Origin of the sequence: Providencia sp. PROV269 (genome assembly GCF_028477785.1) — a bacterium.
In the GTDB taxonomy this organism is placed as follows: domain Bacteria; phylum Pseudomonadota; class Gammaproteobacteria; order Enterobacterales; family Enterobacteriaceae; genus Providencia; species Providencia rettgeri.
The window spans coordinates 19684-46628 of record NZ_JAMPLV010000016.1 but is presented as its reverse complement, the minus strand read 5'-3'; the positions used below and the strand labels follow the sequence as shown (position 1 = coordinate 46628).

General features: G+C 40.5%; 18 protein-coding genes. 9 read left to right on the top strand and 9 right to left on the bottom strand.

The window, feature by feature from the left end; translation table 11 throughout:
• The first annotated feature begins 28 nt into the window (after window positions 1-28).
• The 6 genes from nagK to PR683_RS16330 all read left to right on the top strand — a co-directional run bounded on the left by nagK (window position 29) and on the right by PR683_RS16330 (window position 12520).
• Window positions 29-940 carry an N-acetylglucosamine kinase gene (nagK, locus tag PR683_RS16355; protein WP_272581898.1) on the top strand — a complete coding sequence of 304 codons (912 nt, stop codon included), beginning with the start codon at window positions 29-31 and terminating at the stop codon, window positions 938-940.
• 389 nt (window positions 941-1329) lie between these two features.
• Window positions 1330-1968 carry an OB-fold-containig protein gene (locus PR683_RS16350; protein WP_196719893.1) on the top strand — a complete coding sequence of 213 codons (639 nt, stop codon included), beginning with the start codon at window positions 1330-1332 and terminating at the stop codon, window positions 1966-1968.
• A 75-nt stretch (window positions 1969-2043) separates the two neighbouring features.
• Window positions 2044-4245, top strand: coding sequence for a flotillin family protein (locus tag PR683_RS16345; protein ID WP_109912545.1), 2202 nt, complete (start codon window positions 2044-2046; stop codon window positions 4243-4245).
• Between the two features lie 81 nt (window positions 4246-4326).
• Window positions 4327-9264 carry a DNA repair ATPase gene (locus tag PR683_RS16340; RefSeq protein WP_272571523.1) on the top strand — a complete coding sequence of 1646 codons (4938 nt, stop codon included), beginning with the start codon at window positions 4327-4329 and terminating at the stop codon, window positions 9262-9264.
• Window positions 9264-9839, top strand: coding sequence for a rhomboid family intramembrane serine protease (locus PR683_RS16335; protein WP_110731522.1), 576 nt, complete (start codon window positions 9264-9266; stop codon window positions 9837-9839). The genes PR683_RS16340 and PR683_RS16335 overlap by 1 nt, the downstream gene beginning before the upstream one ends.
• 167 nt (window positions 9840-10006) lie before the next feature.
• The gene (locus PR683_RS16330) at window positions 10007-12520 is read left to right on the top strand and encodes a penicillin G acylase (RefSeq protein WP_272571522.1); all 2514 of its coding nucleotides are present in this window, start codon (window positions 10007-10009) and stop codon (window positions 12518-12520) included.
• A 37-nt stretch (window positions 12521-12557) separates the two neighbouring features.
• Here the strand turns inward: PR683_RS16330 and PR683_RS16325 are convergent, their stop codons facing one another.
• Entirely contained in the window at window positions 12558-13220 is a 663-nt protein-coding gene (locus PR683_RS16325) for a helix-turn-helix transcriptional regulator (protein ID WP_272571521.1), read from the bottom strand.
• 74 nt (window positions 13221-13294) lie between these two features.
• Here PR683_RS16325 and PR683_RS16320 point away from each other — a divergent pair, with 74 nt between their 5' ends.
• Window positions 13295-14704 carry an MFS transporter gene (locus tag PR683_RS16320; RefSeq protein ID WP_211889141.1) on the top strand — a complete coding sequence of 470 codons (1410 nt, stop codon included), beginning with the start codon at window positions 13295-13297 and terminating at the stop codon, window positions 14702-14704.
• 48 nt (window positions 14705-14752) lie between these two features.
• Here PR683_RS16320 and PR683_RS16315 read toward each other — a convergent pair whose 3' ends face one another.
• Window positions 14753-16249 (bottom strand): MFS transporter, encoded by a 1497-nt coding sequence (locus PR683_RS16315; protein WP_123382688.1) that lies wholly within the window; start codon window positions 16247-16249, stop codon window positions 14753-14755.
• A gap of 95 nt (window positions 16250-16344) precedes the next feature.
• Here PR683_RS16315 and PR683_RS16310 point away from each other — a divergent pair, with 95 nt between their 5' ends.
• Together PR683_RS16310 and PR683_RS16305 are read left to right on the top strand one after the other, a co-directional pair.
• Window positions 16345-16884: a TetR/AcrR family transcriptional regulator gene (locus PR683_RS16310; protein WP_272571520.1), complete on the top strand. Its 540-nt coding sequence runs from the start codon at window positions 16345-16347 to the stop codon at window positions 16882-16884.
• 77 nt (window positions 16885-16961) lie between these two features.
• Window positions 16962-17513, top strand: a complete 552-nt coding sequence (locus PR683_RS16305) for a hypothetical protein (RefSeq protein ID WP_272524015.1) — start codon at window positions 16962-16964, stop codon at window positions 17511-17513.
• 265 nt (window positions 17514-17778) lie between these two features.
• Here PR683_RS16305 and PR683_RS16300 read toward each other — a convergent pair whose 3' ends face one another.
• The 7 genes from PR683_RS16300 to atpA all read right to left on the bottom strand — a co-directional run bounded on the left by PR683_RS16300 (window position 17779) and on the right by atpA (window position 26933).
• The gene (locus PR683_RS16300) at window positions 17779-18945 is read right to left on the bottom strand and encodes a hypothetical protein (protein WP_117162962.1); all 1167 of its coding nucleotides are present in this window, start codon (window positions 18943-18945) and stop codon (window positions 17779-17781) included.
• 127 nt (window positions 18946-19072) lie between these two features.
• Window positions 19073-20905 (bottom strand): glutamine--fructose-6-phosphate transaminase (isomerizing), encoded by a 1833-nt coding sequence (gene glmS, locus PR683_RS16295; RefSeq protein ID WP_004906751.1) that lies wholly within the window; start codon window positions 20903-20905, stop codon window positions 19073-19075.
• A 210-nt stretch (window positions 20906-21115) separates the two neighbouring features.
• The gene (gene glmU, locus PR683_RS16290) at window positions 21116-22486 is read right to left on the bottom strand and encodes a bifunctional UDP-N-acetylglucosamine diphosphorylase/glucosamine-1-phosphate N-acetyltransferase GlmU (protein WP_042851475.1); all 1371 of its coding nucleotides are present in this window, start codon (window positions 22484-22486) and stop codon (window positions 21116-21118) included.
• A 126-nt stretch (window positions 22487-22612) separates the two neighbouring features.
• On the bottom strand, window positions 22613-23038 hold the full coding sequence (locus tag PR683_RS16285) for a F0F1 ATP synthase subunit epsilon (RefSeq protein WP_004906291.1): 426 nt from the start codon (window positions 23036-23038) through the stop codon (window positions 22613-22615).
• Window positions 23039-23059: 21 nt separating this feature from the next.
• Window positions 23060-24442, bottom strand: a complete 1383-nt coding sequence (atpD, locus tag PR683_RS16280) for a F0F1 ATP synthase subunit beta (protein WP_004906293.1) — start codon at window positions 24440-24442, stop codon at window positions 23060-23062.
• A 34-nt stretch (window positions 24443-24476) separates the two neighbouring features.
• Window positions 24477-25340, bottom strand: coding sequence for a F0F1 ATP synthase subunit gamma (atpG, locus tag PR683_RS16275; protein WP_110731519.1), 864 nt, complete (start codon window positions 25338-25340; stop codon window positions 24477-24479).
• A gap of 51 nt (window positions 25341-25391) precedes the next feature.
• Window positions 25392-26933 (bottom strand): F0F1 ATP synthase subunit alpha, encoded by a 1542-nt coding sequence (atpA, locus tag PR683_RS16270; RefSeq protein WP_004906297.1) that lies wholly within the window; start codon window positions 26931-26933, stop codon window positions 25392-25394.
• Window positions 26934-26945 lie beyond the last annotated feature (12 nt).

Genomic DNA, 26945 nt, shown 5'->3' with positions numbered 1-26945 from the left:
ATAAATAAACCATTAGGGGAAGATGAAAATGTATTACGGCTTTGACATGGGCGGGACAAAAATTGAACTTGCCGTCTTTGACAACGAACTAAATCAGGTCTGGCAAAAACGTGCCCCCACACCTAAAGATGATTACCAAACGCTCTTAAATACGTTTCTCGAACTCACACTGGAAGCAGATGAAAAATTTAACTGCCAAGGAAAAGTGGGTGTTGGTGTTCCTGGTATCGTAAACCACGCTGAAGGAACCGTTTTTACAACCAATGTCCCTACCGCTCAATATAAGCCTTTAATTCATGATCTTGCTAATATATTACAGCGCCCAGTAAAAGTGGAAAATGATGCCAATTGCTTTGCATTATCAGAAGCTTGGGATCCTGATTTCAAACGCTATCCAACTGTACTTGGCTTAATTTTAGGTACCGGTGTAGGCGGTGGGTTCATTATCAATGGTAAAGTTTTATCCGGTAAAAATGGAATTGCAGGGGAAATAGGCCACATGAACCTCAGTGTTCGTGGAGCAAAATTGTTAGGGGAAAAAGTTCCTGAAATAACTTGCGGCTGTGGCCAAACTGCTTGCTTTGAAACCTACCTATCAGGCCCAGGTTTTGAGCGCATTTATTCCTCATTCACCAATGAAAAACGTTCAGCTATCGAAATTATCGAGCAATATAAACAAGGCGATATTCAAGCAAAAGAACATGTTAACCGCTATATGTCATTACTTGCGATGTTTATGGGGCAAATTGTCACTGTTTTTGACCCCGATTTAGTGGTGATTGGCGGAGGATTATCGCAGTTTGAAGAGATCTATAAACAACTACCAGAAGTGCTTCCACAATACCTCTATGGCATAGCGACATTACCAGCAATCGAAAAAGCACGTTATGGTGACTCTGGAGGCGCAAGAGGTGCTGCATTCCTCAACTTGATAGACTAATCTTACTTTTTTGCGCTTCATAACGGTTTTCATCCATGAAGCGCGAATTTATCACTTTAATCTTATTTATTTTCCCCATTTTGTACTTTAAACACGCTTATTATAGTTGAGAATGATTATCATCAACTTAGTTATTAATGGTAAAATCCTATCTCATTAATGGCTTACTATTATTGATAACACTTTAGGAATAACTTCATCAAATAAAACTGGATAAACAACCAGTGCTATAAGAGACTTCAAAAAATTAAAAGTGCTTATAGACTAGTCTGATACTGCTATTAATTAAAAAATATATTATTAAGCTAAATTATTTTATGGTGATAAATTAAACAAACATTCCTTTTCGCATAAGCTCAATAATGCATTAATAATAAAGAGAAAACCCTATGAGTTTGTTTTTCCATAACAGTTTGATGTTCCCAACAATTATCTTTAGTGGTTTACTAATCATTGTTTTATTTTATTGGTTATGTGCCGCTTTTGGCTTATTGGATATCGACGTATTTAATCTTGATACTGAATTTAATGCTGGTATTGATGCAACTGGTTTTGCTGGCTGGTTAACCAAGCTTGGCTTAGCCGGAATCCCTGTCACCATTATTGTCACACTATTTACTCTTTTTGGTTGGATAATCAGTTATTTCAGCGTACATGTCTTCATTCGCTTCATTGATACTGATTTATTACGCTATCTCGTCAGCTTCGCCGTTTTTGCGATCACCCTATTTATCTCTCTTCATTTAACCGCTTTGTGTTTAAAACCTGTGCGCAAAAAATTGGTGAGTCTCAATAAACCCAAAACAGTACAACAGCTTATTGGTAAATACGCCACTGTACGTTCGGGAACAGTAAGTGAACAAAATGGTGAGGCGCTATTAGAAGATGGTGGAGCTGGGTTAATTTTACAAATACGAGCGCCATCTTCCGAACAGTTAAAACGCGGTGATCATGTTGTCATCATTAGCTATGACGCAGCATCGCACAGTTATCAAGTTGTCAGTGAAAATGAATTTCGCCACGGATAACTTCTCTTTTTAAAAATAAATATCTTGCTTGCATAATCGAAATGACGTCATCGTCAGAACCAATGGAGAATCAATATGGACTTGGCTGCACTAATGCCCTTTTTAACAATTATCGGGGGGATCATCCTAGTTATTTTAGGGTTCTTTGGGTTATTCAAAGCCTTCTATATCAAAGTTCCACAAGGTACTGCTTTGATTGTCAATGACATGTCATCACAACCTAAAGTGCATTTTACAGGGGCATTAGTTTACCCTGTCATCTACAAAAAAGAATTCATGCGCATTTCATTGTTAACACTTGAAGTTGACCGTCGAGGTAAAGATGGCTTGATTTGCCACGATAACTTACGTGCTGATATCACAGTTGCTTTCTATTTGCGTGTAAACGAAACGACGGAAGATGTCCTAAAAGTTGCGAAAGCTATCGGTGTTGACCGTGCATCAGACCATCAAGCAGTCAGTGCTTTATTCAGCGCAAAATTCTCTGAAGCCTTAAAAACAGTAGGTAAGCAACTGGATTTAGCGACCTTATTTGAAAACCGACAAGATTTCCGTGATCGCATTGTTGATGTGATAGGAAAAGATCTTAACGGCTATGCTCTTGAAGATGTGGCGATTGATTACCTAGAACAAACACCAAAATCAGCGTTAGACCCAAACAATATCTTTGACTCCGAAGGTATTCGTAAAATTACTGAAATCACTGCGATTCACAATATTGAAACCAACCAAAAAGAACGTGACCAAGAGCTGGCTATTCAAAAGAAAAATGTTGAAACTCGCGAAGCAAGTTTGGCCCTAGAGCGCCAACAAGCCGATGCCGAAGCGCGTCAAAAACGTGAAATTGATAATATTCGTGCGCGTGAACAAGCTGAAACTTTACGTGTTCAAGAAGAAGAACGTCTAAAATCAGAACAAGCTCGTATCCAAACTCAGCAAGAGATTGAAATTCGTGAAGAAAACCGCATGCGCGAAGTTGAAGTCGCCCAACAAAACCGTACTCGTGCAGTCGCCATCGAAGAAGAACGAGTGAGCCGCGCACGTGAGCTCGAAATTGTTGCCCGTGAAAGAGAAGTTGAATTACAGCGTATAGAAAAAGAAAAAGCTCTCGAAGAAGAACGTAAAAATATCTCCAACGTTATACGTGAACGTGTAGCCGTTGAAAAAACCGTGGCACAAGAAGAAGAACGAATCAAAGAAGTTCGTGAAATATCTGAAGCTGAACGCATGCGCCAAGTCACCGTGATTAACGCACAAGCAGAAGCCGAAGAATCATTAGTTCGCCAAGTGAAAAAAGCCGAAGCGGATGAGGCCAGCGCTAAGCACCGTGCAGAAGAAATAAGCACCATGGCACAAGCAGAGTTAGAAGCATCGGCAAAACAAGCCGAAGCCAAAAAACGCTTAGCTGAAGGAGTAGAAGCCGAACACGCGGCATTAGGTTTAGCAGAAGCTCGAGTTCGCCAAGCAACCGCAGAGGCAGAAGAAAAAGAAGGGCTTGTTCTTGCCAATATTACGGCTGAGAAACTGTTAGCAGAAGCTCGTGGGCTGAAAGAAAAAGGCTTAACGGAAGCTCAAGTAATGGAAGCCAAAGCCAAAGCAGAACAACAACAAGGGTTTGCTGAAGCAAAAATCCTTGAAGAGAAATTAGCCGCCCAAGCTCGTGGTGAAGAACAACAAGCAAATGCCAAAGAAAAACTAGGCTTGGCTGATGCGAAAGTACTGGAAGAAAAACTGGCAGCACAAGCTCGAGGGGAAGGCCAATTAGGTTCGGCACAAGCAGAGGTTATCCGCCAACGCCTGAAAGCTGAAGCCGATGGTTTAACTGACAAATTTAAATCAATGGATCACCTCAGTGATACCGCTCGTTCTCACGAAGAGTTCCGCATGCGCCTTGAGAAAGAGTTTGAACAAGCCATGGCCTCTATCGACGCTAATAAAGAAATTGCCCGAGAGCAAGCTGATGTATTGGCTGCAGCACTTAGCAAAACTAATATTGAAATTGTGGGTGGCGATGGCAGCTTCTTCAATACTTTCTCTAAGGCACTAAGCCTCGGCAAAGCCGTTGATGGTTTTATGGATAAAAGCAGCTTTGCAAAAGAAAATGTAGAAAAACTCATTAATCGTAGCAAAGAAGACAAAAAAGTTGATATTGCCACATTATTGAAAAATCCTGAAGTTCAAGATCTTATAAACGGTTTTATGGCAGCTAAAGGGGCTAATCAGCCAGCAAAAAATGTCATATCAAAACCGATTCCACCAACGGATGACCAACTGTAAACCTTTGGTACATTGGGGTAGTGAACCTACCCCTCATTGTTTTCCATTTTTATTGTCTTAGTTAAGGGAATTCGCTGCGCAATGTCAGATATTCAGGATACGGATCGCGAACAAGAAATACTCGATAGTGCCGTTGCAGAAGGTGGTGCTTATGAAATATTACGCAAACGCCTGACCGACCAAGGGCAACAACTTCATCAAAAAGCTGCACAACTCAATGAAATGCGGTTAGATGAATTCGGCCAAAGCCAAATGGATATTATTGGTCGCATTCGCATTCGTACTGAAAATAATTGCCAAGCAAGGGATATTGTCCGCGTAGGTAAATGGCTTTTATTTGGCTATAATGTCTTCCTCGGCCTGAAAAAAGAGACACACCTCGAAGATGTGTTTTCACTATATCGGTTAATTGAAAACGACGATGAATTTGATGTTGAAGCTGTCCCTTATGAAGATACCTTCTTAAGCAATAATCGCTTTGTTCAAGATTTCACTGAACTCTATACCTACTATAAGAACACACAGTTACTGCAACTTGTTGAACGGGACGGCAAACTTCTTGCTAGTTTTCAAATTGGCGATCGCATCACGGACGTGCGAGTTTTTCGCTGGTCAATCTCCAGCGACAAGCGCAAAATTGAGTATATTGATAACCGGGGTGAACGCGATATTGCCCTCCCTCCAGCCTATGACTTTGAATGGCAAAAAACCACACGAGAAGACACTGTTAACGGTCGATACCCTCACATCAATATTCTTGACACTGTATTCATTGAAACTATCGGCGGTGATCTAACCATAAAGTGTGAAAATAATACTGAAGACGGTTTAGGGATTTACCGAGAGGCGGTTCTTGATAAAAACCAATCACTAGACGACGCGCAAATTGAATATGCACAAACCGGCAGTTTAATTATCCTAAAAGTATTACCTTATCGGGAAGAAACTTGGCGTTACTTAGTTTACAACACGCTATCTCAATCAGTACAACGCATTGATGCCATCGGGCAAGCTTGTGTCCAGTTACCAGAAGACCACGGCATTATTTTTCCTGGCGGCTATTACTTACAAAATGGTGACTATAAAACGTTTGAACAACCTATGGATGGAATGCGTTTTCGCCGTTTGCGCCGCTCTCCGAATGGGGAAGATGTTCTATATGTTTTTTATTCACCAAATCAAGGGCGCATAGCTCTATTCAATTATAATTTAATTGAACGAACACTTTCAATTCCACTCATTGGCCATGGTTACGCCATGCTTGAAGATGGAAAAATGGTACTATTTGAAGGTGAAGGGGAAGAAGCGACTCGCGTTCACCCTATGCAAGTTTGGCAAACCCCGTTTTACTCAGAAGAATTTGCCGATCAACAGCCGACTCGTAGCGGTTTTTTAGGACGTATAGGCAATGCAGACTTAGTTCGTGGTATTTCTGAAATATTACATGTTTCCAAAGAAATAGAAGGCAGCCAAATTTCTATCGCTCGCTACGAACAACTCAGCCAACAAGCAAAAAATTTACTGGATATTTATTACTGGTTTGGTGATGAGCAATGCCTTGGTATTGGCAAATTACTCAAAGAAATCACCCAAACCAGTGAACTGGTTCTTGATGAATATGAAAAGGTCGAAAGCATACGGCAGCAATCTGCCAAATCAATGAATGAGGCCATTAACCGCCAAAAATCACTGATTTCACTTACGTTGCCTGAAAGCTGGGCCGATATTCAACAATTTGTTGATGGCTTAAATGCCCTAAGTGCTCAACGCGGGCACTTGATTTCACTACGTGAATTTCGCTATATGGATTTAAAAAAGCTTAGCGAAATGGAAGCTGAAATAGAAAAAAATCAACAATATGTCTCACAAGAAACCGCTGTTTTCCTTGCGAGTGATAAAGCTTTACACCCCTTTAAAACACAGTTAACTGTTTTCGAAGAACAAATAGAAAAAGCCCAAAACAGTGCCCAGTTAGACATTCCCATGAAAGATATGGAAAAAATGTCTGCTGACTTAGATATGCTTTCAAACCTAATGGCTTCACTGAGTTTCAATGATGTCACACAACAAACTCACATTATTGATGCTATTTCGCAAATCTATGCTCAACTAAACCAATCCCGAGCCCGCTTACAACAAAAACGAAAATCACAAAGCAGTGTGGAAACTGTCGCACAATTTGGTGCTCAATTCCGGCTGTTTAGCCAAGGCATTACCAATGCACTGTCTCTTGCTACTGACCCTGAACGTTGTGATGATCAGCTATCAAGATTACTCGTTCAGTTAGAAGAGCTCGAAAGCCAATTTAGTAGTCATGATGAATTTCTTGATGATATCTTATCTAAACGGGAAGAATTACTCGAAACCTTTGAATCTCATAAACAAGTTCTTATTGATGACCGCCAACGACGTGCACAAAATTTAGTCACTGCTGCAGATCGTCTACTAGACAGCCTGCAACGACGAACAACTCGTTTACAGTCTCAAGATGAACTCAATGCCTTCTTTGCTTCCGACCCTCTCGCAATTAAAACGCGTGAAATCATTGAAAAATTAAGGGAAATTAACGATAACGTTAAAGCTGATGATATTGATGCACGACTCAAATCCTCTCGGGATCAAGCCATTCGAGTTTTACGCGATAAAACAGATATTTTTGAAGATGGTGGGAATGTCATTAAACTCGGGCGCCACCGATTCAGTGTCAATACCCAAGAGCTAGACCTCACCATTTTACCGAAAAATGAACAACTATGGATTTATCTCACAGGGACAGATTTCCAAGAACCAATAGAAAATGAACGACTATCACAGCTCAAACCCTATTGGAGCGCCTCATTAGAATCTGAATCTGATACAGTTTACCGTGCCGAATACCTTGCCTATTCAATTATCTATGCTGCAACAAAACGCCAAGAAGGACTAGATTTTGGCGTACTAAAAAACGCGTTAACATCTACGGAAAAACTTGAAAAAATTGTCCGTGATTTTGCTAGCCCCCGTTATAAAGAGGGCTATGAGAAAGGTATCCACGACCATGATGCCATTGCTTTACTGAAAAAACTAATTCCAATCGGTGAAAGTGCAGATTTATTACGGTATAGCCCAACAGCTCGTGCTATCGCAGCTATTTATTGGCAGCAAGTTCAAAACGATGATTTTCCTGCACTATGGCCTGAACGAGCAAGAACAGCCATGAATATTCACCAGTTATTCCATAATGACAATGCATTACTTGACCTACAAGCCGAAATTGAAGCTGGAGTTAGCTTGTTTTTGCAAGATAACCCCATTCAATGTCAAACCTATGAGCAAACTCAAGCTGCTGAATACCTTAGCTTTGCACTAGCAAGAACCCCGATAGAACTCGTCTATAGCAAATACGCGAGGGAGTTAGTTTTAGCACTCCAAAGCCGCTTAGAAGAAGCTCATATGTGGGTTGATTTTAATCGCTCACAACAAAATTTAGGGACTCGTTACGCCCAGCGCTGGTCATTAGTTCAAAACTGGTTACAAGGGCTGTGCTCGACCCCTGAATTTGCTCATCTTGTTCCATACATACCGGGTGCTATTGCTATTATTATCTTAGATAAAGTAGCTTCAGCACGCTTTAGTGAAGTTGATCTTTACTTTAAAGTTAACGGGTTACTTGGTGAACACCCGACTATTGAAAACCAAACTCTATCATTGAGCTTAGATAACTACTTCAGTCGGATGCGCGGACAACGGAAACGTTTTATTCCTGAATTTCGTCAATATCAATCCCTGCGCCAACAGATTGTTACTGAAGAGCGTAGCCGTTTAAAACTGCATGAATATAAAGCAAAACCATTAAGTTCTTTTGTGCGTAACAAGCTGATAAACGATGTCTATTTACCTATCATTGGCGATAATATGGCAAAACAAATTGGCGCTTTAGGGGAAGGTAAACGCACAGATCTCATGGGGCTGCTATTAATGATTTCACCTCCCGGATACGGTAAAACCACCTTAATGGAATATACCGCTGATCGTTTAGGGCTCATTTTTATGAAGGTCAATGGCCCTGCACTTGGCCATGATGTACTCTCTCTTGACCCTGAACAAGCACCTAATGCAACAGCAAGACAAGAGTTAGAAAAACTCAATCTAGCCTTAGAAATGGGTAATAATGTCATGTTATACATCGATGATATTCAGCACACCCACCCTGAGTTTTTGCAAAAATTTATATCCTTATGTGATGGAACAAGGCGAATTGAAGGCGTTTGGAAAGGCAAAACCAAAACGTATGACATGCGGGGTAAAAAATTCTGCGTCGTGATGGCGGGTAACCCCTATACCGAGTCAGGGGAAGTTTTCCGAATTCCTGACATGCTTGCAAACCGCGCCGATATTTATAACCTTGGTGAAGTATTAGGCGGTATGGATGAAGCATTTGCTCTAAGCTATATCGAAAACAGCCTGACATCAAACCCAGTATTAGCCCCTCTTGCATTACGAGACCTGAACGACCTGTACTTATTTGTCGATAAATCAATGGGGAAATCTGTCTCTACCAACACTTTAAGTTACCCATATTCTGACGCAGAAATTAATGAAATTACTTCGGTAATCAGTAAATTAATCAAACTACGGAATGTTGTATTGAAAGTAAATCAACACTATATCGCCAGTGCTGCGCAATCCGATAAATACCGAACAGAACCTGCATTTCGCTTGCAAGGTAGCTACCGTAATATGAATAAACTCAGCGAAAAAGTCTCTTCTGTTATGAATGATGATGAACTGGAGAGGGTACTGGATGACCATTACCTTGGAGAAGCACAACTTTTAACGACTGGCGCAGAAGAAAACTTATTAAAACTTGCAGAGTTACGTGGCACGTTAACAGAAAAAGACGCAGCACGTTGGCAACAAATTAAGAAAGACTTTATGCGTAATAAGGCTCTTGGCGGTGATAATGCAGATATTGGTGATCGCGTTGTGGGGCAATTGGCCTCATTAGTCGAAAGTGTTCAAGCGCTTGGTAACCCCTAATGAACTATTTACAAGGGCATCCTCGCATTAAGCTATTAGTCTGTATTGTTGCAATTTTTATTATTGCTCAACTAATTAACAGTTTAACCGCGGGGGGACTCATTCAATTTGGTCTCATTCCTCGCACTGAATGGGGGCTATTAGGTATCTTCTTTGCCCCATTTATCCATGGCAGTTGGCAGCATTTAATCAGTAACTTACCCCCATTTATCATCTTAAGTGCGCTATTACTGCATCGCACCATAAAAGCTTACGTATTGGCATCACTGTTTATCATCGTTGCTGGGGGTTTAACTGTTTGGTTATTTGGCCGAAATGCAGTTCATATTGGTGCCAGTGGCTGGGTTTTTGGGTTATGGGGCTTACTCATCGCCCAAGGTTTTTTCCGTCGAAACTGGGTTGATATAGCTATCGCGTTATTAGTGCTATTCTATTTTGGCACAATGGCCAGCGGCTTATTACCTACTCACTTATACATCTCAACAGAGTCACATATAGCTGGGGCTATTGCTGGAGTTATCTATGCATGGCTAAGTCATCATTACCATAAAAAAAACAGCAATCACTCACCTTAAAATAGTATCCAATACAGTTATGACACGTTTTTTGTAATTTATTTAAATTTATGTATCTTTTTCTGTGATCGTGATTCGCATATTAACAATCAACCATAAATTAACCATTTATTAACAACACAATAGTGCTAGTCTCAAAAAAATAATAACAACATGAGACTCAATAAATGAAAAAACACCTCATCTCTACCGCTATTGTTTTAAGTTTAAGCTCACTATCACTCTCATCATTTTCTCAGTCAATTCAAATTAAAATTGAACGAGATAACTATGGTGTTCCTCACATCTATGCGAATGATACTTATAGCCTTTTCTATGGATATGGCTATGCTGTGGCACAAGACCGATTATTCCAAATGGAAATGGCTAAACGCAGTACCCAAGGAACAGTTTCCGAAGTGTTAGGTAAAGATTACATTTCTTTTGATAAAGAAATCAGAAACAACTATTGGCCTGATTCTATCCACCAGCAAATCACGCAATTATCCCCTAAAGAACAAGATATTTTGCAGGGTTATGCGGATGGCATGAATGCATGGATTAAACAAATCAATGCTAAACCGGATGACTTAATGCCTAAACAGTTCATTGATTATGATTTTTTACCATCCCAATGGACGAGTTTTGATGTTGCGATGATAATGGTCGGTACAATGGCAAACCGCTTTTCCGATATGAATAGTGAAATTGATAATCTAGCATTACTCACTGCGCTTAAAGATAAGTATGGTGAACAAATGGGAATGGCGTTTTTTAACCAAATTAATTGGCTTAATAACCCCAACGCACCAACAACAATCTCATCAGAAGAATTCACCTATTCAAATTCACAAAAAACAAAAAATATAGCGCAATTGAATCAAATTAGTGATTACCGACTTACTGCTCCCATGTTTGAACGCACGGCAAAAGATGCAACAGGAAAATTAATAGCGCTTTCTTCCCAGGAAAATAATGCGTTAATCGCTAAACAATATGAACAAAGCGGTGCTAATGGCCTAGCAGGGTATCCAACCACCAGTAATGTTTGGCTTGTTGGAAAAACAAAAGCGTCTGGCGCAAAAGCCATTTTACTTAATGGCCCACAGTTTGGTTGGTTTAACCCTGCCTATACATACGGTATAGGGTTACATGGAGCCGGGTTTAATATTGTTGGAAATACACCGTTTGCTTATCCCGCTATTTTATTCGGTCATAATGGGCAAATTTCTTGGGGCTCTACAGCGGGTTTTGGTGACGGCGTTGATATTTTTGCAGAACAAATTTCACCTGAAGATCCAAATAGCTACTTCCACCAAGGGCAGTGGAAACAAATGCTATCGCGCCAAGAGACATTAAATGTAAAAGGTGAAAAACCCATTACTTTTGAAGTATACCGCACTGTGCATGGTAATGTAGTCAAGCGTGATAATACCACTCACACCGCATACAGCAAAGCTCGCACATGGGATGGCAAAGAGCTTACATCCTTAATGGCTTGGGTAAAACAAGGGCAGGCGCAAAACTGGCAGCAATGGCTAGACCAAGCACAAAATCAAGCACTGACGATTAATTGGTATTATGCGGATAAAGACGGAAATATTGGTTATGTCCATACCGGGCACTACCCTAAACGCCAAACTAACCATGACCCCCGTTTACCCGTATCAGGCACGGGAGAATGGGACTGGAAAGGGATGCAGCCCTTTGCAAATAATCCTAAAGTCTATAATCCCAAATCCGGTTACATCGCTAACTGGAATAACTCCCCAGCTAAAAATTATCCTGCTAGCGACTTATTTGCCTTCTTATGGGGAAGTGCAGATAGAGTAACAGAAATCGATAACCGCATTGAGGCCTATGATAAGTTAACAGCTGATGATATGTGGACGATTTTACAACAAACTAGCCGTGTCGACCTCAATCATCGCTTATTTACCCCATTTTTGGCTCAAGCGACACAAGGTTTGCCATCAAATGACAATACCGTCAAATTAGTCTCCTTGCTCCAACAGTGGGATTGTATAAACCAGTTATCAGGTGATGGAAAACACTATGTTCATCCAGGGTCTGCAATCCTCGATATTTGGTTAAAAGAAATGCTTAAAGCCACTCTAGGCCAAACGATCCCCGCACCATTTGATAAATGGTATCTAGCAAGTGGTTATGAAACGACACAAGAAGGCCCTACAGGGTCTTTAAATATCAGTACAGGCGCAAAATTACTGTATGAGTCTCTCTTAGAAGATAAATCGCCAATACCCCAGCCTATCGATCTATTTTCAGGACAATCGCGGAATGATGTAATTAGAAAAGCACTGAATGCGACCTACCAAAAAATGAGAGTAAAATACGGTGATAACCCAGCTAATTGGCAAACACCCGCCACAGCATTAACCTTCCGTGAAAATAATTTCTTTGGTGTGCCACAAGCCTTACCTCAAGAAAATGTCCATCAAAATGAATACCATAATCGGGGAACTGAAAACGACCTAATTGTGTTTACCGAAAAAGGGGTGAGTGCATGGGACATTGTTGCTCCAGGGCAAAGTGGCTTTATTTCCCCGCAAGGAAAACCTTCACCTCACTACCAAGACCAACTCTCGTTATACCAGCAGTTTGGTAAGAAACCGTTATGGCTTGATAACGAAGAGCTAGCACCACATATAGAGTCAACTGAAACATTGATGATTGAGAGATAATACTATTACTAAACTAAATACCAAGGTGTCTTGGTATTTAGTTATTAACCTTTACACGATAGACACAACGCCCTGCGCTATTTAATAAGTACTGTTCACGCTCAATACTAGCATCATCCCCCACAATATCACTGAACAACGCCAATTCCGAACGACAAAAATTTTGGCAAGCGGTGGCTGCAGCACAAATTGGACAATGGTTTTCGATGAATAACCAACTGTCATCATCTTGTTCAACCTTCGCCATATACCCTTCTTCGCTACGCACTTCAGCCAACGCCTCAAGCCGCTCAGCTAACGGTAAATTTTTACAACGAGAAAAATATTTTTCTCGGCTTTCCGTTTCCCTTTGGCTAATCAGCTTTTCTAGACCTTCATCACCAAAAATAGTCCGAACAGAATCAATCAATTGAAGAGCAAGTTGCGCATGAGTATCCGGAAAACGTTGATGCCCCAGTTCTGTTAACACCCAATTTTGCCGAGGGCGCCCAGCCCCTGTTTGCGATAAGCACTGCGCCCCCTCAACTAACCCCAACGAAGTCAGTTTTTGAATGTGTTGCCTTGCTGCTTCCCCTGTCATATTTAAATCATTTGCGATCACTGCGGTAGAAATAGGCCCTTTAGTTTTGATACAAAAAAGAACCTTATCCACAGCCTGTGTTAAATTTAGATTATCAAAGTAATTACTTGCATTAATCATTATGCGACTCTATTATCCAAGCTATTACTTGGATAATACCTCTTTTTCCACCATTCCGTCTAGCGGGTCTCTCTATGAGCAATGAAACTTCAACCGTACCTCAAGCCAAGTGGGCTGATTTACTCAGTGGCACCAATGCGTTACTCACTATTGCTTTAACTGGCGGTGTTGCACTACATGCTATCAATATTTATATCGTAACAACCATATTGCCCAGTGTCGTTAACGATATTGGCGGCCTTGAATATTATGCATGGAATACCACTTTATTTGTCGCAACATCCATTGTTGGTTCTGCCCTTTCCAGTAAAGTATTAGACAGTTTTGGGCCTAAATTTTCTTATTTATTCGCGCTCATTCTATTTTCTTTAGGGTCTATTTGGTGCGCAGCTTCCCCATCAATGTTGGTATTACTAGGCGGGAGAGCATTACAAGGACTTGGTGGCGGTATTTTATTTGCTCTTAGCTATGCATTAATTCGCATTGTTTTTACTGAAAACTTATGGTCTCGAGCCATGGGTGTTGTTTCAGGTATGTGGGGAATAGCAACACTCTGTGGCCCTGCAATTGGTGGTATTTTTGCTGAAAGTGGCCACTGGCGTTGGGCGTTTTGGGCTTTACTTCCTGTCGCGGTTTTTCTAGCGCTCATTGTCATCAATCAACTCCCTAAAAAACAAACTCAAGCACCAAAAACCAGTAAAATTCCATTCTTAGCGATTTCTCTGTTAGTGATATCCGTTCTTGCTATCTCAATTGGAAGTTTGTCTGATAGTTTATTCATGAACCTAATTGGCTTGTTAATTGGCCTAGCCATACTGCTGACTATTGCTTTACTCGATGGTAAAAATGACAAACGTTTATTACCAACAGGAGCCTATTCACTCAAGAATCCCCTTGGCGTCATATTTTTAACCATGTGTTTGTTAGTTGGTGGCATGACAACCGAAATTTATGTCCCTTATTTCTTACAAACCATCCATCTGTTTTCTCCGCTCACAGCCGGTTATTTAACTGCAATAATGGCAGCGGGTTGGACCATTGGGGCACTCTTTAGTGCCAATAAAACGGGGGCTATTGTTATCCGAATTATTCGAACAGGCCCGTTCATCATATTTATTTCTTTAATTGTACTTGCTGTTCTAACGCATAATCAACAGCTTATCGAATCATGGCCATTGTTCGTTATTTATCTCATCGCCATGGCTGGGGTTGGTCTAGGAATTGGTGTGTGTTGGCCTCATCTCGTACTACGTGTTTTTAAGAATGCGCCAGAGGGCGAGGAAAATCTCGCATCATCTTCAATTATTACCATTCAATTGTATGCAACCGCGCTATCTGCCGCCTTAGTGGGAGTCGTCGTCAATAATAGCGGGTTAATTAGCCCCGGAGGGATCGCGGGAGCACAGCAAGCTTCAATCTGGTTATTCGCCCTATTTGCAATTAGCCCATTACTCGCAACGGTATTAATCCGCAAAATAAAATAAAGAGCAAAAGGGAGTAAAAGCTCCCTTTTTGCGGGAAAATCAACCTAATTAATTTACTAATGCCTTTTTGGAACGTAACAAATAAGGCAGAACAATAATACTGATCAGCAGAACAAAAATAGTTGCTACCATCACCCCTAAGAAAGCATGGTCAAAGGCAATATTGGCCTGATTTATCAATGCTGATGCAGTATTTTCTGGTAGTGATTCAGAAACTAATAAGGCCTCATCAATACTGTCATAAACTTTATCGCTGACAGTCATGTCTTCAGGTAATGAGAGTTTTAACGTATAGATAGCACTCATTAATCCCCCCATAAAGGTGACACCTAAGACACTGCCAATTTCATAAGCAATTTCTTCAATTGATGCTGCCATTCCTGCTTTTTCATCAGGGGCATTTAACATCACTGTCGTTGACGCCGTCGTGAATATCGCACCAAGGCCAAACCCAATAAGAAAGAGGAATGAAAGTAACAAAATACCTGTCGAAGTTTGGTACACCATCGTTAAACCAACGACACCAATTAACGTACAAGTAAACCCGAAAACAGTGAGTTTTATCTCACCAAATTTATGAAGGTACATACCTGCCAATGGTGCAGCTATCACTGAAGCCAATGGAATTGGAATGATATATAAAGCCGCTTCAAACGGAGTATAACCTAAAACCAGTTGCAGCCGTTGGCTGAGCAATAATTCAACACCAACGATAACCACGATAGATAACACAGCCATCATCAGCCCTGCATTGAATTTAGGATGCTTTAATAGCGTAAAATCAATCATTGGGGATATTGATTTAACTTGTCGATTTCTAAATACCACCAAAAAGAAAACACCAATAACGCCTGAAGCCCATACCGCAGGCCAGTCTGTATAAGGTTTTCCGAGCTCCTTCAACGCATAAATAACGCCAATTAAGCCAATTAAGACTAAAATAGAACCGAAAATGTCGATTTTTTTGTCGCTGTTACCACCACACTTAGGGATCAAGTAACACGCAAACGGAATAACCAATAAAACGACTGGAACATTAATTAAAAAAACAGAGCCCCACCAAAAGTGGTTAAGTAAGATACCGCCGATCAAAGGGCCTATTGCCGCTCCACCTGAAGCAACCGCAGACCATATTCCAATAGCTAATGCCCTTTCTTTTGGATCTAAAAAAACATGCCTGACAATAGCAAGGGTGGCAGGCATACTTAACGCTGCGCCAACAGCTAAAAAACCTCGAGACAAAATCAAACTTGTTGCTGTTGGTGAAAAAGCAGCACACAACGAGGCTAAACCAAATAACGGTAGCCCCAATAAAAACATTTGCTTGTGACCAACTTTATCACTTAGCATCCCTGCAGCAGGTAATAACCCAGCGACCACCAGTGGGTAAGCATTCATTATCCACAGTTTTTCAGATGACGTAGCGCCTAAATCATGGGTTAATTTAGGTAACGCGGTATACAGTACAGTGACATCAATAACGATAAGAAACAGTACACTTGAAACTAATAGAAGCACTATCCAGCGCTTATAATCGGTTAACATAAAATTCTCTCAATGAGTTTATTTGATCATGATTTTTGTGCTGATCGTGCTACAATATAAATCCATACGTACGTATTGAAAAGAGGTTTTTCTAAATGGGACGTCAACGAACAATCGATAGAGAAAAATTACTTGATGCCGCTGAAGATATTGTTCTACAACAAGGTGCTACCGCTCTCACTATCGATGCAGTTGCCAAAGCGATGGGGATCTCCAAAGGCGGTGTTCAGTACTGTTTTGGCAATAAAGATGCCTTAATTGATGCAATGTTTGAGCGTTGGGGCCAGTCTTACGATGAAATTTTTAATCAAGTGACGCTGCAAGATAACTCTCCTGAAGGGCAAATTTTTGCTCATATGCAAGCTACCCACCAGCACGATAAAGTTGCAATGGCAAAAGGCGCTTCCTTAATGGCATCCTTATTACAAACCCCTGAATATCTGGAAAGTACGCGTACTTGGTATCGTGAACGGCTTGCGAGACTAGATACTTCAACAGAAAAAGGCAAACAAGCAAGAATTGTATTTCTAGCAACAGAAGGCGCTTTTATGCTGCGCTATATGGGATTCATGGAAATTGATGATAATGAATGGCAATCTATATTTAGTGATTTGAAAAATTTATTAAAGGGTTAGCCTTAGTCTCTTTTTTTGATATAGATAATGACTCCACTCCAATAAAATAATTATAAACCAAATGGAGATCATTAAAAATGAACATAGATAGATTAAAATATTTTATAGAAATAAATAATAACAATAGTATTATTAATAATAAAAAATCATTCAGCTACAATATAAAAGAAAAACCCATCAACACTAACTGTGTCTCTTTATTAAAGATGAAATTTGAAAAGATAGATACAAACACAAAAAATTTAAAAAATACACACAAAAATAAAGCACAAAACCTCATAAAAAAAGAATCATTAGAATACGATATTAGCGCATTTAAAAATGATTTAATGAAAAAAAACCTTTATTTTATTTATAGTTCACCAAACTCAAAAAAAATAGAGTTAATACACAATCATAATGAAAACAAAATAAATAGTGAAAATGCAATTTTTATCAATATGTTTGATTTATTAAAAAATGAACCGGATGGTTCCATATATAAAATAAATAATTACATCATCAAAATAACCAATAAAAACAAAAAACTAACAATAAATGATAATCGATTTACTCACAACATCACTTTAAAAAATGGGAAAGACATATTAATAGAAAGATATAATAAAAAAAGTAAATTTTCATTTTAATAAAGAATAACCCGGCAAAAACAGATTGTCGGGTTATTCTTACCATCAGTATATTACGGATTTATTTCCCAATACATTTACATATTTAATTTAAATAAAAAACACTAAACATAATAATTAAGGTGGATTTAAGAAGAAATAATAATACTTAATTTTATCATTCTTGGTGCTGATATTATTTTAAAATTATCTAGTATGAAAAATGTGTTTTACTTTCCTATGCAGCAAGATTAGGTGATTGAATCATTAAGACATAAAATCAGTTTTAATGATTCAAGAAAATCCCCTTATCATCGTCAGTTATAATTTGTTTTAACGATTTATGAATACCGCCATCATCTGTTTGCAAGATAAATACAAATAAAACCTGACAAAGTACCGATTGAGGGCAATGACGAGGCCGATATTTTGAATAGGGAGACCATCCATTAGCAAGATACCTTTCATGCATTCGCTTCATTGCATCAACAACAGAGTTCGCAGCTTGCCCTTTGTTGATTTTAGTCGATTTTTTTTGGTGATATAAAAAAGCATCAGTAACCGTTTTAGATATAATATAGAAAACTTGCCCAACAGATAATTTTTCTAATAAATAGGTGATGTTTTTTGTTGTTTTTTCACCAATCTGAAAAGATGTAAAATTATATTCATCCATTTCATAATTCAAATAAAAAAAACACTCAAATAGATTATTTTTCTTACATAACTCAATCAGTGATTTTTTATTTTCTTGTAAGTAATAAATATTGGCTAACTTTAGCTCTAGTAGGTCAATAATCGTAGATAAACTATTAGTTTCTTTAAAAATAACTTCCCAGCACATAAATATATTATTAAAATAAATATAATCTTCACTAACACTTATATACTTTAAATTAGTAACTGAACTTACTGCAATCACACCTGCAGTATAAAGCTGTTCTATGATTAACAGGTCAAACTTATAATTCGGTGTTAATTTTTTATACCTTTGATTATCCAAGCTATCTAAATACATTAGATTTTCATCAGCACAACACCGTATAAGTGCAAGTAAAAAAACACTATTTTCAAAAGAAAGATCATTGATACTTAAAGCATTTTCTTTTTTTAAAAATAATAGATTATCAATATATTCAATTTTTTCTTGCCTTTCTTTTTCATTCTCTATACGAATACAATCAACACAAATATGTTCAAAATTAATTAAATGTGAAAAATGGCTCCTATCTCGTAAAAATTCCATTTCACCACATGCTACACATTTTAGTTTTAAACAATAAGCTTTGCAGCTTCTAGCCACAATAGCTTTTATTTCTTTGGATTTTAATTGTGTTTTTTCTTCTATCTTAATCATTGAATATGAAAATCGGCCATTTTCTTCAAGCTGCCAATATAGTTGGCATACAAATTCATATTCCTTATCAATAATATCAATAAATATAATTTCCATATGTTTATTTCCTTGTTTTTTATTATGTTATATTAAAAAAAACAAAAAATAGAAATTATATTATGACAAAAAAATAAAAAGGCTCATTACGGTTAAATAATGAGCCCTTTATTAATCAATTTATTGATTACTCAACTGTCACCGACTTCGCCAAGTTACGGGGTTGGTCTACGTCTGTACCTTTAATCAATGCAACGTGATAAGACAACAGTTGCAGAGGAACGGTGTAGAAAATAGGTGCGATGAGCTCTTCAACATGAGGCAGAGAAACAATTTTCATATTTTCACTGGCTTCAAAGCCCGCATCTTGGTCAGCAAATACATACAGCAAACCACCACGCGCACGAACTTCCTCGATGTTTGATTTCAGTTTTTCTAACAGTTCATTGTTAGGTGCAACGATGATAACAGGCATGTCGGCATCAATTAACGCTAATGGGCCATGCTTTAACTCACCAGCAGCATACGCTTCTGCGTGAATGTAAGAAATCTCTTTTAATTTCAGTGCTCCTTCAACGGCAATAGGGAACTGATCACCGCGGCCTAAGAACAACGCATGGTGTTTATCTGAGAAATCTTCTGCCAATGCTTCGATAACTTTATCTTGCGATAACATGCTTTCAATACGCGCAGGCAATGCATGTAGAGCGTGAGAAATGTTTTCTTCGAGCTCAGGGTTGGCGCCTTTCAAGCGACCCATATACGCCACTAGCATCAGTAAGACAGTTAGCTGAGTAGTAAACGCTTTAGTGGATGCCACACCAATTTCAGCCCCTGCTTTGGTCATCAGGGCAAATTCAGATTCACGTACCAGTGAAGAGCCCGCAACGTTACACACTGCTAAAGAGGTCAAATAGCCTAATTCTTTAGATAAACGCAGGGCTGCGAGTGTATCTGCGGTTTCACCTGATTGAGACAGTGTTATCATTAAACTGTTTTTACGGTGTGCAGGGTTGCGATAACGATACTCAGAAGCAATTTCCACATCACAGGGAATACCGGCCAAAGACTCAAACCAATAACGAGCCACCATGCCAGCATTGTAAGATGTTCCGCAAGCTACGATTTGGATATGTTCAACTTGAGATAAAATTTCACTCGCACGAGGGCCTAATTCGCTTAAATCGATACCATTGTCTTTGCTAAAACGCCCTTCAAGGGTGTTTTTAATCGCCATCGGCTGTTCATAAATCTCTTTTTGCATGTAATGACGGTAAACGCCTTTATCGCCCGCATCATATTGAACGTTTGATTCAATTTGCTCACGGTCAACAGCTTCACCATTTTTATCAAAAATACGAACAGTACGACGAGTAACTTCAGCAACATCCCCTTCTTCAAGGTAGATAAAGCGGCGAGTCACAGGCAACAATGCTAATTGGTCTGATGCTAAGAAGTTTTCACCGACACCTAAACCAATAACCAATGGGCTACCAGAACGTGCAGCGACTAATAATTCAGGAATACGGCTATCCATAATTACCGTACCGTAAGCACCGCGTAATTGTGGGATAACACGTTGAACCACTTCCACCAGCGAGCCACCTTTTTGTTGTTCATGGTGAACAAGATGGGCAATCACTTCAGTGTCTGTTTCTGAACTAAAGACATAACCGAGTTTTTTCAGTTCATCTTTCAGTTCTAAATAGTTTTCAATAATGCCGTTATGAACAACGGCAATATAACCAGAGGTATGTGGGTGAGCATTACGTTCACTTGGAATACCATGAGTCGCCCAACGGGTATGTGCAATCCCCGTTCCACCCGATACTGGGTTTTTCTCCGCTTCTTCCGCTAACATTTGCACTTTGCCGACTTCACGTAAGCGTTGCAAATGACCTTCGTGATCAACTACAGCCATACCCGCTGAGTCATAACCACGATATTCAAGACGACGAAGACCTTCTAACAGAATTTCTGCAATATCACGTTGTGCAACAGCACCTACAATTCCACACATATTTTTTTGATTCCTAGACAAAAGGTTTCTTTCTTGAGAAACCTTTATTTGTCGCAACCTAATTGTTGTACAGTTTTCACTGCTCCCCAGCCTTGTAGAAAATGGGGATATTATTTTTATATTGCTACCTTGGGTAGCTATTTTAATTTTTGCTATTTAAATAGCTTTTTTATCATAGGAGAGATAACGCTACCTCTCCTCAATATTTACTTATTTTTTCTTAACTGGACGTTGCCAGTTTTTAATATGCATTTGCTTTACACGGCTGACAACGAGTTCGTCTTCATTCACGTCACGAGTTACCGTCGTACCCGCGCCAATTGTTGCACCTTTTGCTACAGAAACTGGAGCGACTAATTGAGTGTCTGAACCTACAAATACATCATCACCAATAACAGTTTTATGTTTATTGGCGCCATCATAATTACAAGTGATGGTACCTGCGCCAATATTGACGTTATCACCGATTTGAGCATCGCCTAGGTAACTTAAATGACCCGCTTTAGAACCTAAACCTAAAGAGGCATTTTTCATTTCGACGAAATTACCGACGTGTGCTTTGGCTGCTAATTTAGCACCTGGACGTAAACGCGCAAAAGGACCAACCGTACATTCAGCTGATAATTCAGAGTTTTCTATGACTGAATACGGGCTAATCACTGAGTTATCACCGATTACACAATCTTTCAAAATACAGCCAGATTGAATATGTACGTTATTCCCTAATGTAACGTTACCTTCGATAATCACGTTAGTATCAATAATAATATCGCGACCATGAGTTAGATTTCCGCGCAGGTCAAAACGTGCAGGGTCAATTAGCATCACACCGGCTAATAACAGTTTTTCCGCTTGTTCTTTCTGATAAACTCTTTCTAACGCAGCCAGCTGTAGGCGGTTATTCACCCCTTCCATCTCACTTAAATGTTTAGGATGAACGGTTGCAATTTTATTACCTTCTTTATGTGCTAATGCAATAATATCAGTAATATAGTATTCGCCTTGTGCGTTATCGTTGTTCAGCTGTGCCAACCAACGTTTGAAATCTTTACCACTGGCAACCATGATCCCAGTGTTAATCTCTTGGATTTTACGTTGCTCTTCAGTCGCATCTTTTTGCTCAATAATACCGACAACTTCATTATTTTCACGAATGATACGGCCATACCCTGTTGGGTTATCTAAAATAACCGTCAGCAAGCCAATACCACCTTCTGGCTTCACTTCAATTAAGCGATCTAAGGTATCTTTAGCAATTAATGGTACATCGCCATATAACATGACAATATTTTCATCGTCTTGAAAGCTTGGCGCGGCTTGTTGCATCGCATGGCCAGTGCCGAGCTGTTCGGCCTGCAATACCCAATTGAGGTTTTGCTCACCTAGTTTTTCTTTCAGTAAATCACCGCCATGTCCGTATACCAGATGAATATCTGATGCACCAATGGATTTTGCTGTATCTATAACATGCTGAACCATTGGTTTGCCTGCAAGCAAATGCAAAACTTTAGGTAGCTCTGAATACATCCGTGTGCCTTTACCGGCAGCTAAAATCACGACACTTTTTCTTTGCACAGTCATTTTTCCTGAAACTCCAACTTAGGGATGAAAGTAAACCTATTTCCTTTATAAATTACTACATATTTCGCTCAAATAAAAAAGCCAGTTAGACTTAACCAACTGGCTTTTTTTACTATACCGCTATCATTACATTAGCTTTTTAGTTAACTCGATGACTCGAAGTTTCGCTATTGCTTTTGCAAGTTCTGCTGATGCCTGAGCATAATCAACATCGCCGTGAGCTTTACGGACGTGTTCTTCCGCTTTGCGTTTAGACTCCACTGCACGAGCTTCGTCTAAATCTTTACCACGGATCGCTGTATCAGCGAGTACGATAACACCATTTGGTTGTACTTCTAAAATACCGCCGGAGAGGTAAATTAGCTCTTCTTCACCAAACTGTTTGGTAATACGTACCATGCCCGGTTTTATGGCAGTCAGCAGCGGGGTATGCTGCGGGTAAATCCCCAGCTCACCTTCACTACCTGTCACCTGAATTTTCTGTACCATGCCTTCAAACATTTGTTTTTCAGCACTCACTACAGTCAGGTGGTATGTCATTGCAGCTACCATATCAACCTCCTGTCAGCTGGATTAAAGCTTTTTCGCTTTTTCCACAGCTTCTTCAATGGTACCAACCATATAGAACGCTTGTTCTGGCAGGTGGTCGTAATCACCGTTCAGGATCCCACTGAAGCCACGGATAGTGTCTTTCAGAGAAACGAACTTACCTGGTGAACCGGTAAATACTTCAGCAACGAAGAATGGTTGAGACAGGAAGCGCTGGATCTTACGAGCACGAGCAACAACCAGTTTGTCTTCTTCAGACAGTTCATCCATACCCAGAATTGCAATGATATCTTTCAGTTCTTGGTAACGTTGCAGAATAGACTGAACGCCACGAGCAACATCATAGTGCTCTTGACCAACAACCAGTGGGTCAAGCTGACGGCTAGTAGAATCCAGAGGGTCAACCGCAGGGTAAATACCCAGTGATGCGATTTGACGGCTCAGAACAACTGTCGCGTCTAAGTGAGCAAAGGTAGTTGCTGGTGATGGGTCAGTTAAGTCATCCGCAGGAACGTAAACCGCTTGAACGGAAGTGATAGAACCCGTTTGAGTTGAGGTAATACGTTCTTGCAGAACACCCATCTCTTCCGCCAGCGTTGGCTGATAACCTACCGCTGAAGGCATACGACCTAACAGTGCTGATACTTCAGTACCTGCCAGTGTATAACGATAGATGTTGTCAACGAACAGCAGTACGTCACGACCTTCGTCACGGAATTTTTCAGCCATAGTCAGACCAGTCAACGCAACGCGTAGACGGTTTCCTGGTGGCTCATTCATCTGGCCATAAACCAGTGATACTTTATCCAGAACGTTTGAGTCGGTCATTTCATGATAGAAGTCGTTCCCTTCACGAGTACGCTCACCAACACCTGCGAATACTGAGTAACCTGAGTGCTCAATCGCGATGTTACGGATCAGTTCCATCATGTTTACTGTTTTACCAACACCCGCACCGCCGAACAGACCAACTTTACCACCTTTAGCGAATGGACAGATTAAGTCCATTACTTTGATACCGGTTTCCAGCAGTTCTGTTGAGTTAGCTAATTCTTCATAGCTAGGTGCAGCACGGTGAATTGACCAGCGCTCTTCTTCGCCGATATCACCTTTCATATCAATAGGTTGACCCAGAACGTTCATGATACGTCCTAAAGTTGCTTTACCTACTGGTACTTCAATTGGGTGCTCTAAGTTTACAACTTCTAAACCACGGCTCAGGCCATCTGATGTACCCATTGCGATACAACGGACAACACCACCGCCTAACTGTTGCTGAACTTCCAGCACCAGTTTTTCTTTACCGTTAACAACCTCAAGAGCGTCGTACACTTTTGGTACGTCATCTTGAGGGAACTCGACGTCCACAACGGCGCCGATTACCTGGATAATCTTTCCAGTAGCCATCTTGAATCCTCTACGTAATTCGTAAACCTAGCTGTTAAACCGCGGAAGCACCCGAAACAATTTCGGTAAGCTCCTGAGTAATGCTGGCCTGACGAGCTTTGTTGTAAACCAACTGCAACTCTTTGATCAGGTTTCCACCATTATCAGTAGCGGCTTTCATCGCTACCATTCGTGCGGCCTGCTCACTAGCCAGGTTTTCAACGACGCCCTGATAAACCTGCGACTCGATATAACGACGTAGCAGGGTATCCAGCAACGCCTTAGGATCGGGTTCGTAAATGTAATCCCAAGACTTCTTCTTCAGTGTTTCATCATCGCTTGCAGGCAATGGTAACAATTGAAGAATAGTTGGCTCCTGAGACATTGTATTGATGAACTTATTCGTCACCACATACAGTTTATCCAAACGCCCTTCATCATAGGCTTGTAGCATTGTGTTAACTGGACCAATCAAGTCCGAAAGCGTTGGGTTATCCCCCATTCCGGTAACTTGAGTCACGACATTGCCGCCCACAGAACCGAAGAATGATACCGCTTTAGAACCGATTAAAGCCAAATCAACCTGAACGTTTTTCTCAGACCATGACTTCATATCTGCTAATAGTTTTTTGAACAGGTTAATGTTCAAGCCACCACACAGACCGCGGTCTGTTGAAACAACCAGATACCCGACACGCTTAACTTCACGCTCTTCGAGATATGGATGTTTATATTCCAGATTACCTAACGCTAGGTGACCAATCACACTGCGCATGGTTTCTGCATAAGGACGGCTGGCCGCCATGCGTTCCTGCGTTTTACGCATTTTGGACGCAGCGACCATTTCCATCGCTTTAGTGATCTTTTGTGTATTTTGTACACTTCCGATCTTGGAACGTATCTCTTTTGCGCCGGCCATTTCTGCTTCTCCTTATTAACCAGACGGCCCTAGGAACTGGGCCGAATAGTATTACCAGGACTGAGTTGCTTTAAATGATTCGAGCAGTTTTTTCAACTTGCCTTCGATATCATCGTTATAGCTACCAGCCGGGCCAATTTCGTTCATAAGGTCAGCATGCTCGCGCTGTGCAAAAGAAACTAAAGCAGCTTCAAACGCACCAATTTTCGCTAACTCAACATCATCCAAGAACCCACGTTCTGCCGCGAACAGAGACAGTGCCTGCTCTGCTACTGACATTGGTGCGTACTGTTTCTGTTTCAGCAGTTCAGTTACTTTCTGACCATGACTTAACTGTTTACGAGTCGCGTCATCGAGGTCGGAAGCAAACTGAGCAAACGCTGCCAGTTCACGATACTGAGCAAGTGCGGTACGGATACCACCAGACAGTTTCTTGATAATTTTAGTCTGAGCAGCACCACCAACACGAGATACTGAAATACCTGGGTTAACCGCTGGACGAATACCAGAGTTAAACAGGTTAGATTCCAGGAAGATCTGACCATCTGTAATCGAAATTACGTTTGTTGGTACGAATGCAGAAACGTCACCAGCTTGGGTTTCAATGATAGGCAGAGCTGTCAATGAACCTGTTTTGCCTTTAACTTCGCCTTTAGTAAAGTTTTCTACGTATTCAGCGTTAACGCGAGCAGCACGCTCAAGTAAACGTGAGTGCAGATAGAAAACGTCACCTGGGTAAGCTTCACGTCCTGGTGGACGACGCAGCAACAGTGAGATTTGACGGTATGCAACAGCCTGTTTAGACAGGTCATCGTATACGATCAGTGCATCTTCACCGCGGTCACGGAAATATTCACCCATCGCGCAACCAGCATATGGCGCTAAGTATTGCAGAGCAGCTGATTCAGATGCTGTAGCAACAACAACAATAGTGTTTTGCAGTGCGCCGTGTTCTTCCAATTTACGAACTACGTTAGAAACGGTAGACGCTTTCTGGCCGATAGCCACGTACACACATTTGATGCCTGAGTCGCGTTGGTTGATGATTGCATCGATAGCCAAAGCAGTTTTACCTGTTTGACGGTCACCGATAACAAGCTCACGCTGACCACGACCGATTGGGATCATGGCATCGACTGATTTATAACCAGTTTGAACTGGTTGATCAACGGATTGACGGTCGATAACACCTGGCGCAATAACTTCTACAGGAGAGAAGCCATCGTTATCAACAGGACCTTTACCATCAATTGGTTGACCCAGTGTATTCACAACACGTCCTAGCAGGCCACGGCCTACTGGAACTTCAAGAATACGACCAGTACATTTAACTTTCATGCCTTCTGCCAAGTCGGCATAAGGACCCATAACGACCGCACCAACAGAGTCACGCTCTAAGTTCAGTGCGATAGCGTAACGGTTGCCAGGCAGCGCGATCATTTCACCCTGCATGACTTCGGCTAAACCGTGAATACGAATAATACCGTCATTAACGGATACAATCGTACCTTCATTGTGAGCTTCACTCACAACATCGAACTGAGCAATACGCTGTTTGATCAGTTCGCTGATTTCGGTGGAATTCAGTTGCATATGCTCCAGTCC

Bases quoted from the DNA above. Each gene is read 5' to 3' on its own strand.
- PR683_RS16285 (WP_004906291.1), bottom strand. From the start codon at position 23,038: ATGGTAGCTGCAATGACATACCACCTGACTGTAGTGAGTGCTGAAAAA.
- PR683_RS16320 (WP_211889141.1), top strand. From the start codon at position 13,295: ATGAGCAATGAAACTTCAACCGTACCTCAAGCCAAGTGGGCTGATTTA.
- PR683_RS16335 (WP_110731522.1), top strand. From the start codon at position 9,264: ATGAACTATTTACAAGGGCATCCTCGCATTAAGCTATTAGTCTGTATT.
- PR683_RS16310 (WP_272571520.1), top strand. From the start codon at position 16,345: ATGGGACGTCAACGAACAATCGATAGAGAAAAATTACTTGATGCCGCT.
- PR683_RS16330 (WP_272571522.1), top strand. From the start codon at position 10,007: ATGAAAAAACACCTCATCTCTACCGCTATTGTTTTAAGTTTAAGCTCA.
- PR683_RS16345 (WP_109912545.1), top strand. From the start codon at position 2,044: ATGGACTTGGCTGCACTAATGCCCTTTTTAACAATTATCGGGGGGATC.
- atpG (WP_110731519.1), bottom strand. From the start codon at position 25,340: ATGGCCGGCGCAAAAGAGATACGTTCCAAGATCGGAAGTGTACAAAAT.
- glmU (WP_042851475.1), bottom strand. From the start codon at position 22,486: ATGACTGTGCAAAGAAAAAGTGTCGTGATTTTAGCTGCCGGTAAAGGC.
- PR683_RS16305 (WP_272524015.1), top strand. From the start codon at position 16,962: ATGAACATAGATAGATTAAAATATTTTATAGAAATAAATAATAACAAT.
- PR683_RS16315 (WP_123382688.1), bottom strand. From the start codon at position 16,249: ATGTTAACCGATTATAAGCGCTGGATAGTGCTTCTATTAGTTTCAAGT.
- PR683_RS16300 (WP_117162962.1), bottom strand. From the start codon at position 18,945: ATGGAAATTATATTTATTGATATTATTGATAAGGAATATGAATTTGTA.
- atpD (WP_004906293.1), bottom strand. From the start codon at position 24,442: ATGGCTACTGGAAAGATTATCCAGGTAATCGGCGCCGTTGTGGACGTC.
- glmS (WP_004906751.1), bottom strand. From the start codon at position 20,905: ATGTGTGGAATTGTAGGTGCTGTTGCACAACGTGATATTGCAGAAATT.
- PR683_RS16350 (WP_196719893.1), top strand. From the start codon at position 1,330: ATGAGTTTGTTTTTCCATAACAGTTTGATGTTCCCAACAATTATCTTT.
- PR683_RS16340 (WP_272571523.1), top strand. From the start codon at position 4,327: ATGTCAGATATTCAGGATACGGATCGCGAACAAGAAATACTCGATAGT.
- atpA (WP_004906297.1), bottom strand. From the start codon at position 26,933: ATGCAACTGAATTCCACCGAAATCAGCGAACTGATCAAACAGCGTATT.
- nagK (WP_272581898.1), top strand. From the start codon at position 29: ATGTATTACGGCTTTGACATGGGCGGGACAAAAATTGAACTTGCCGTC.
- PR683_RS16325 (WP_272571521.1), bottom strand. From the start codon at position 13,220: ATGATTAATGCAAGTAATTACTTTGATAATCTAAATTTAACACAGGCT.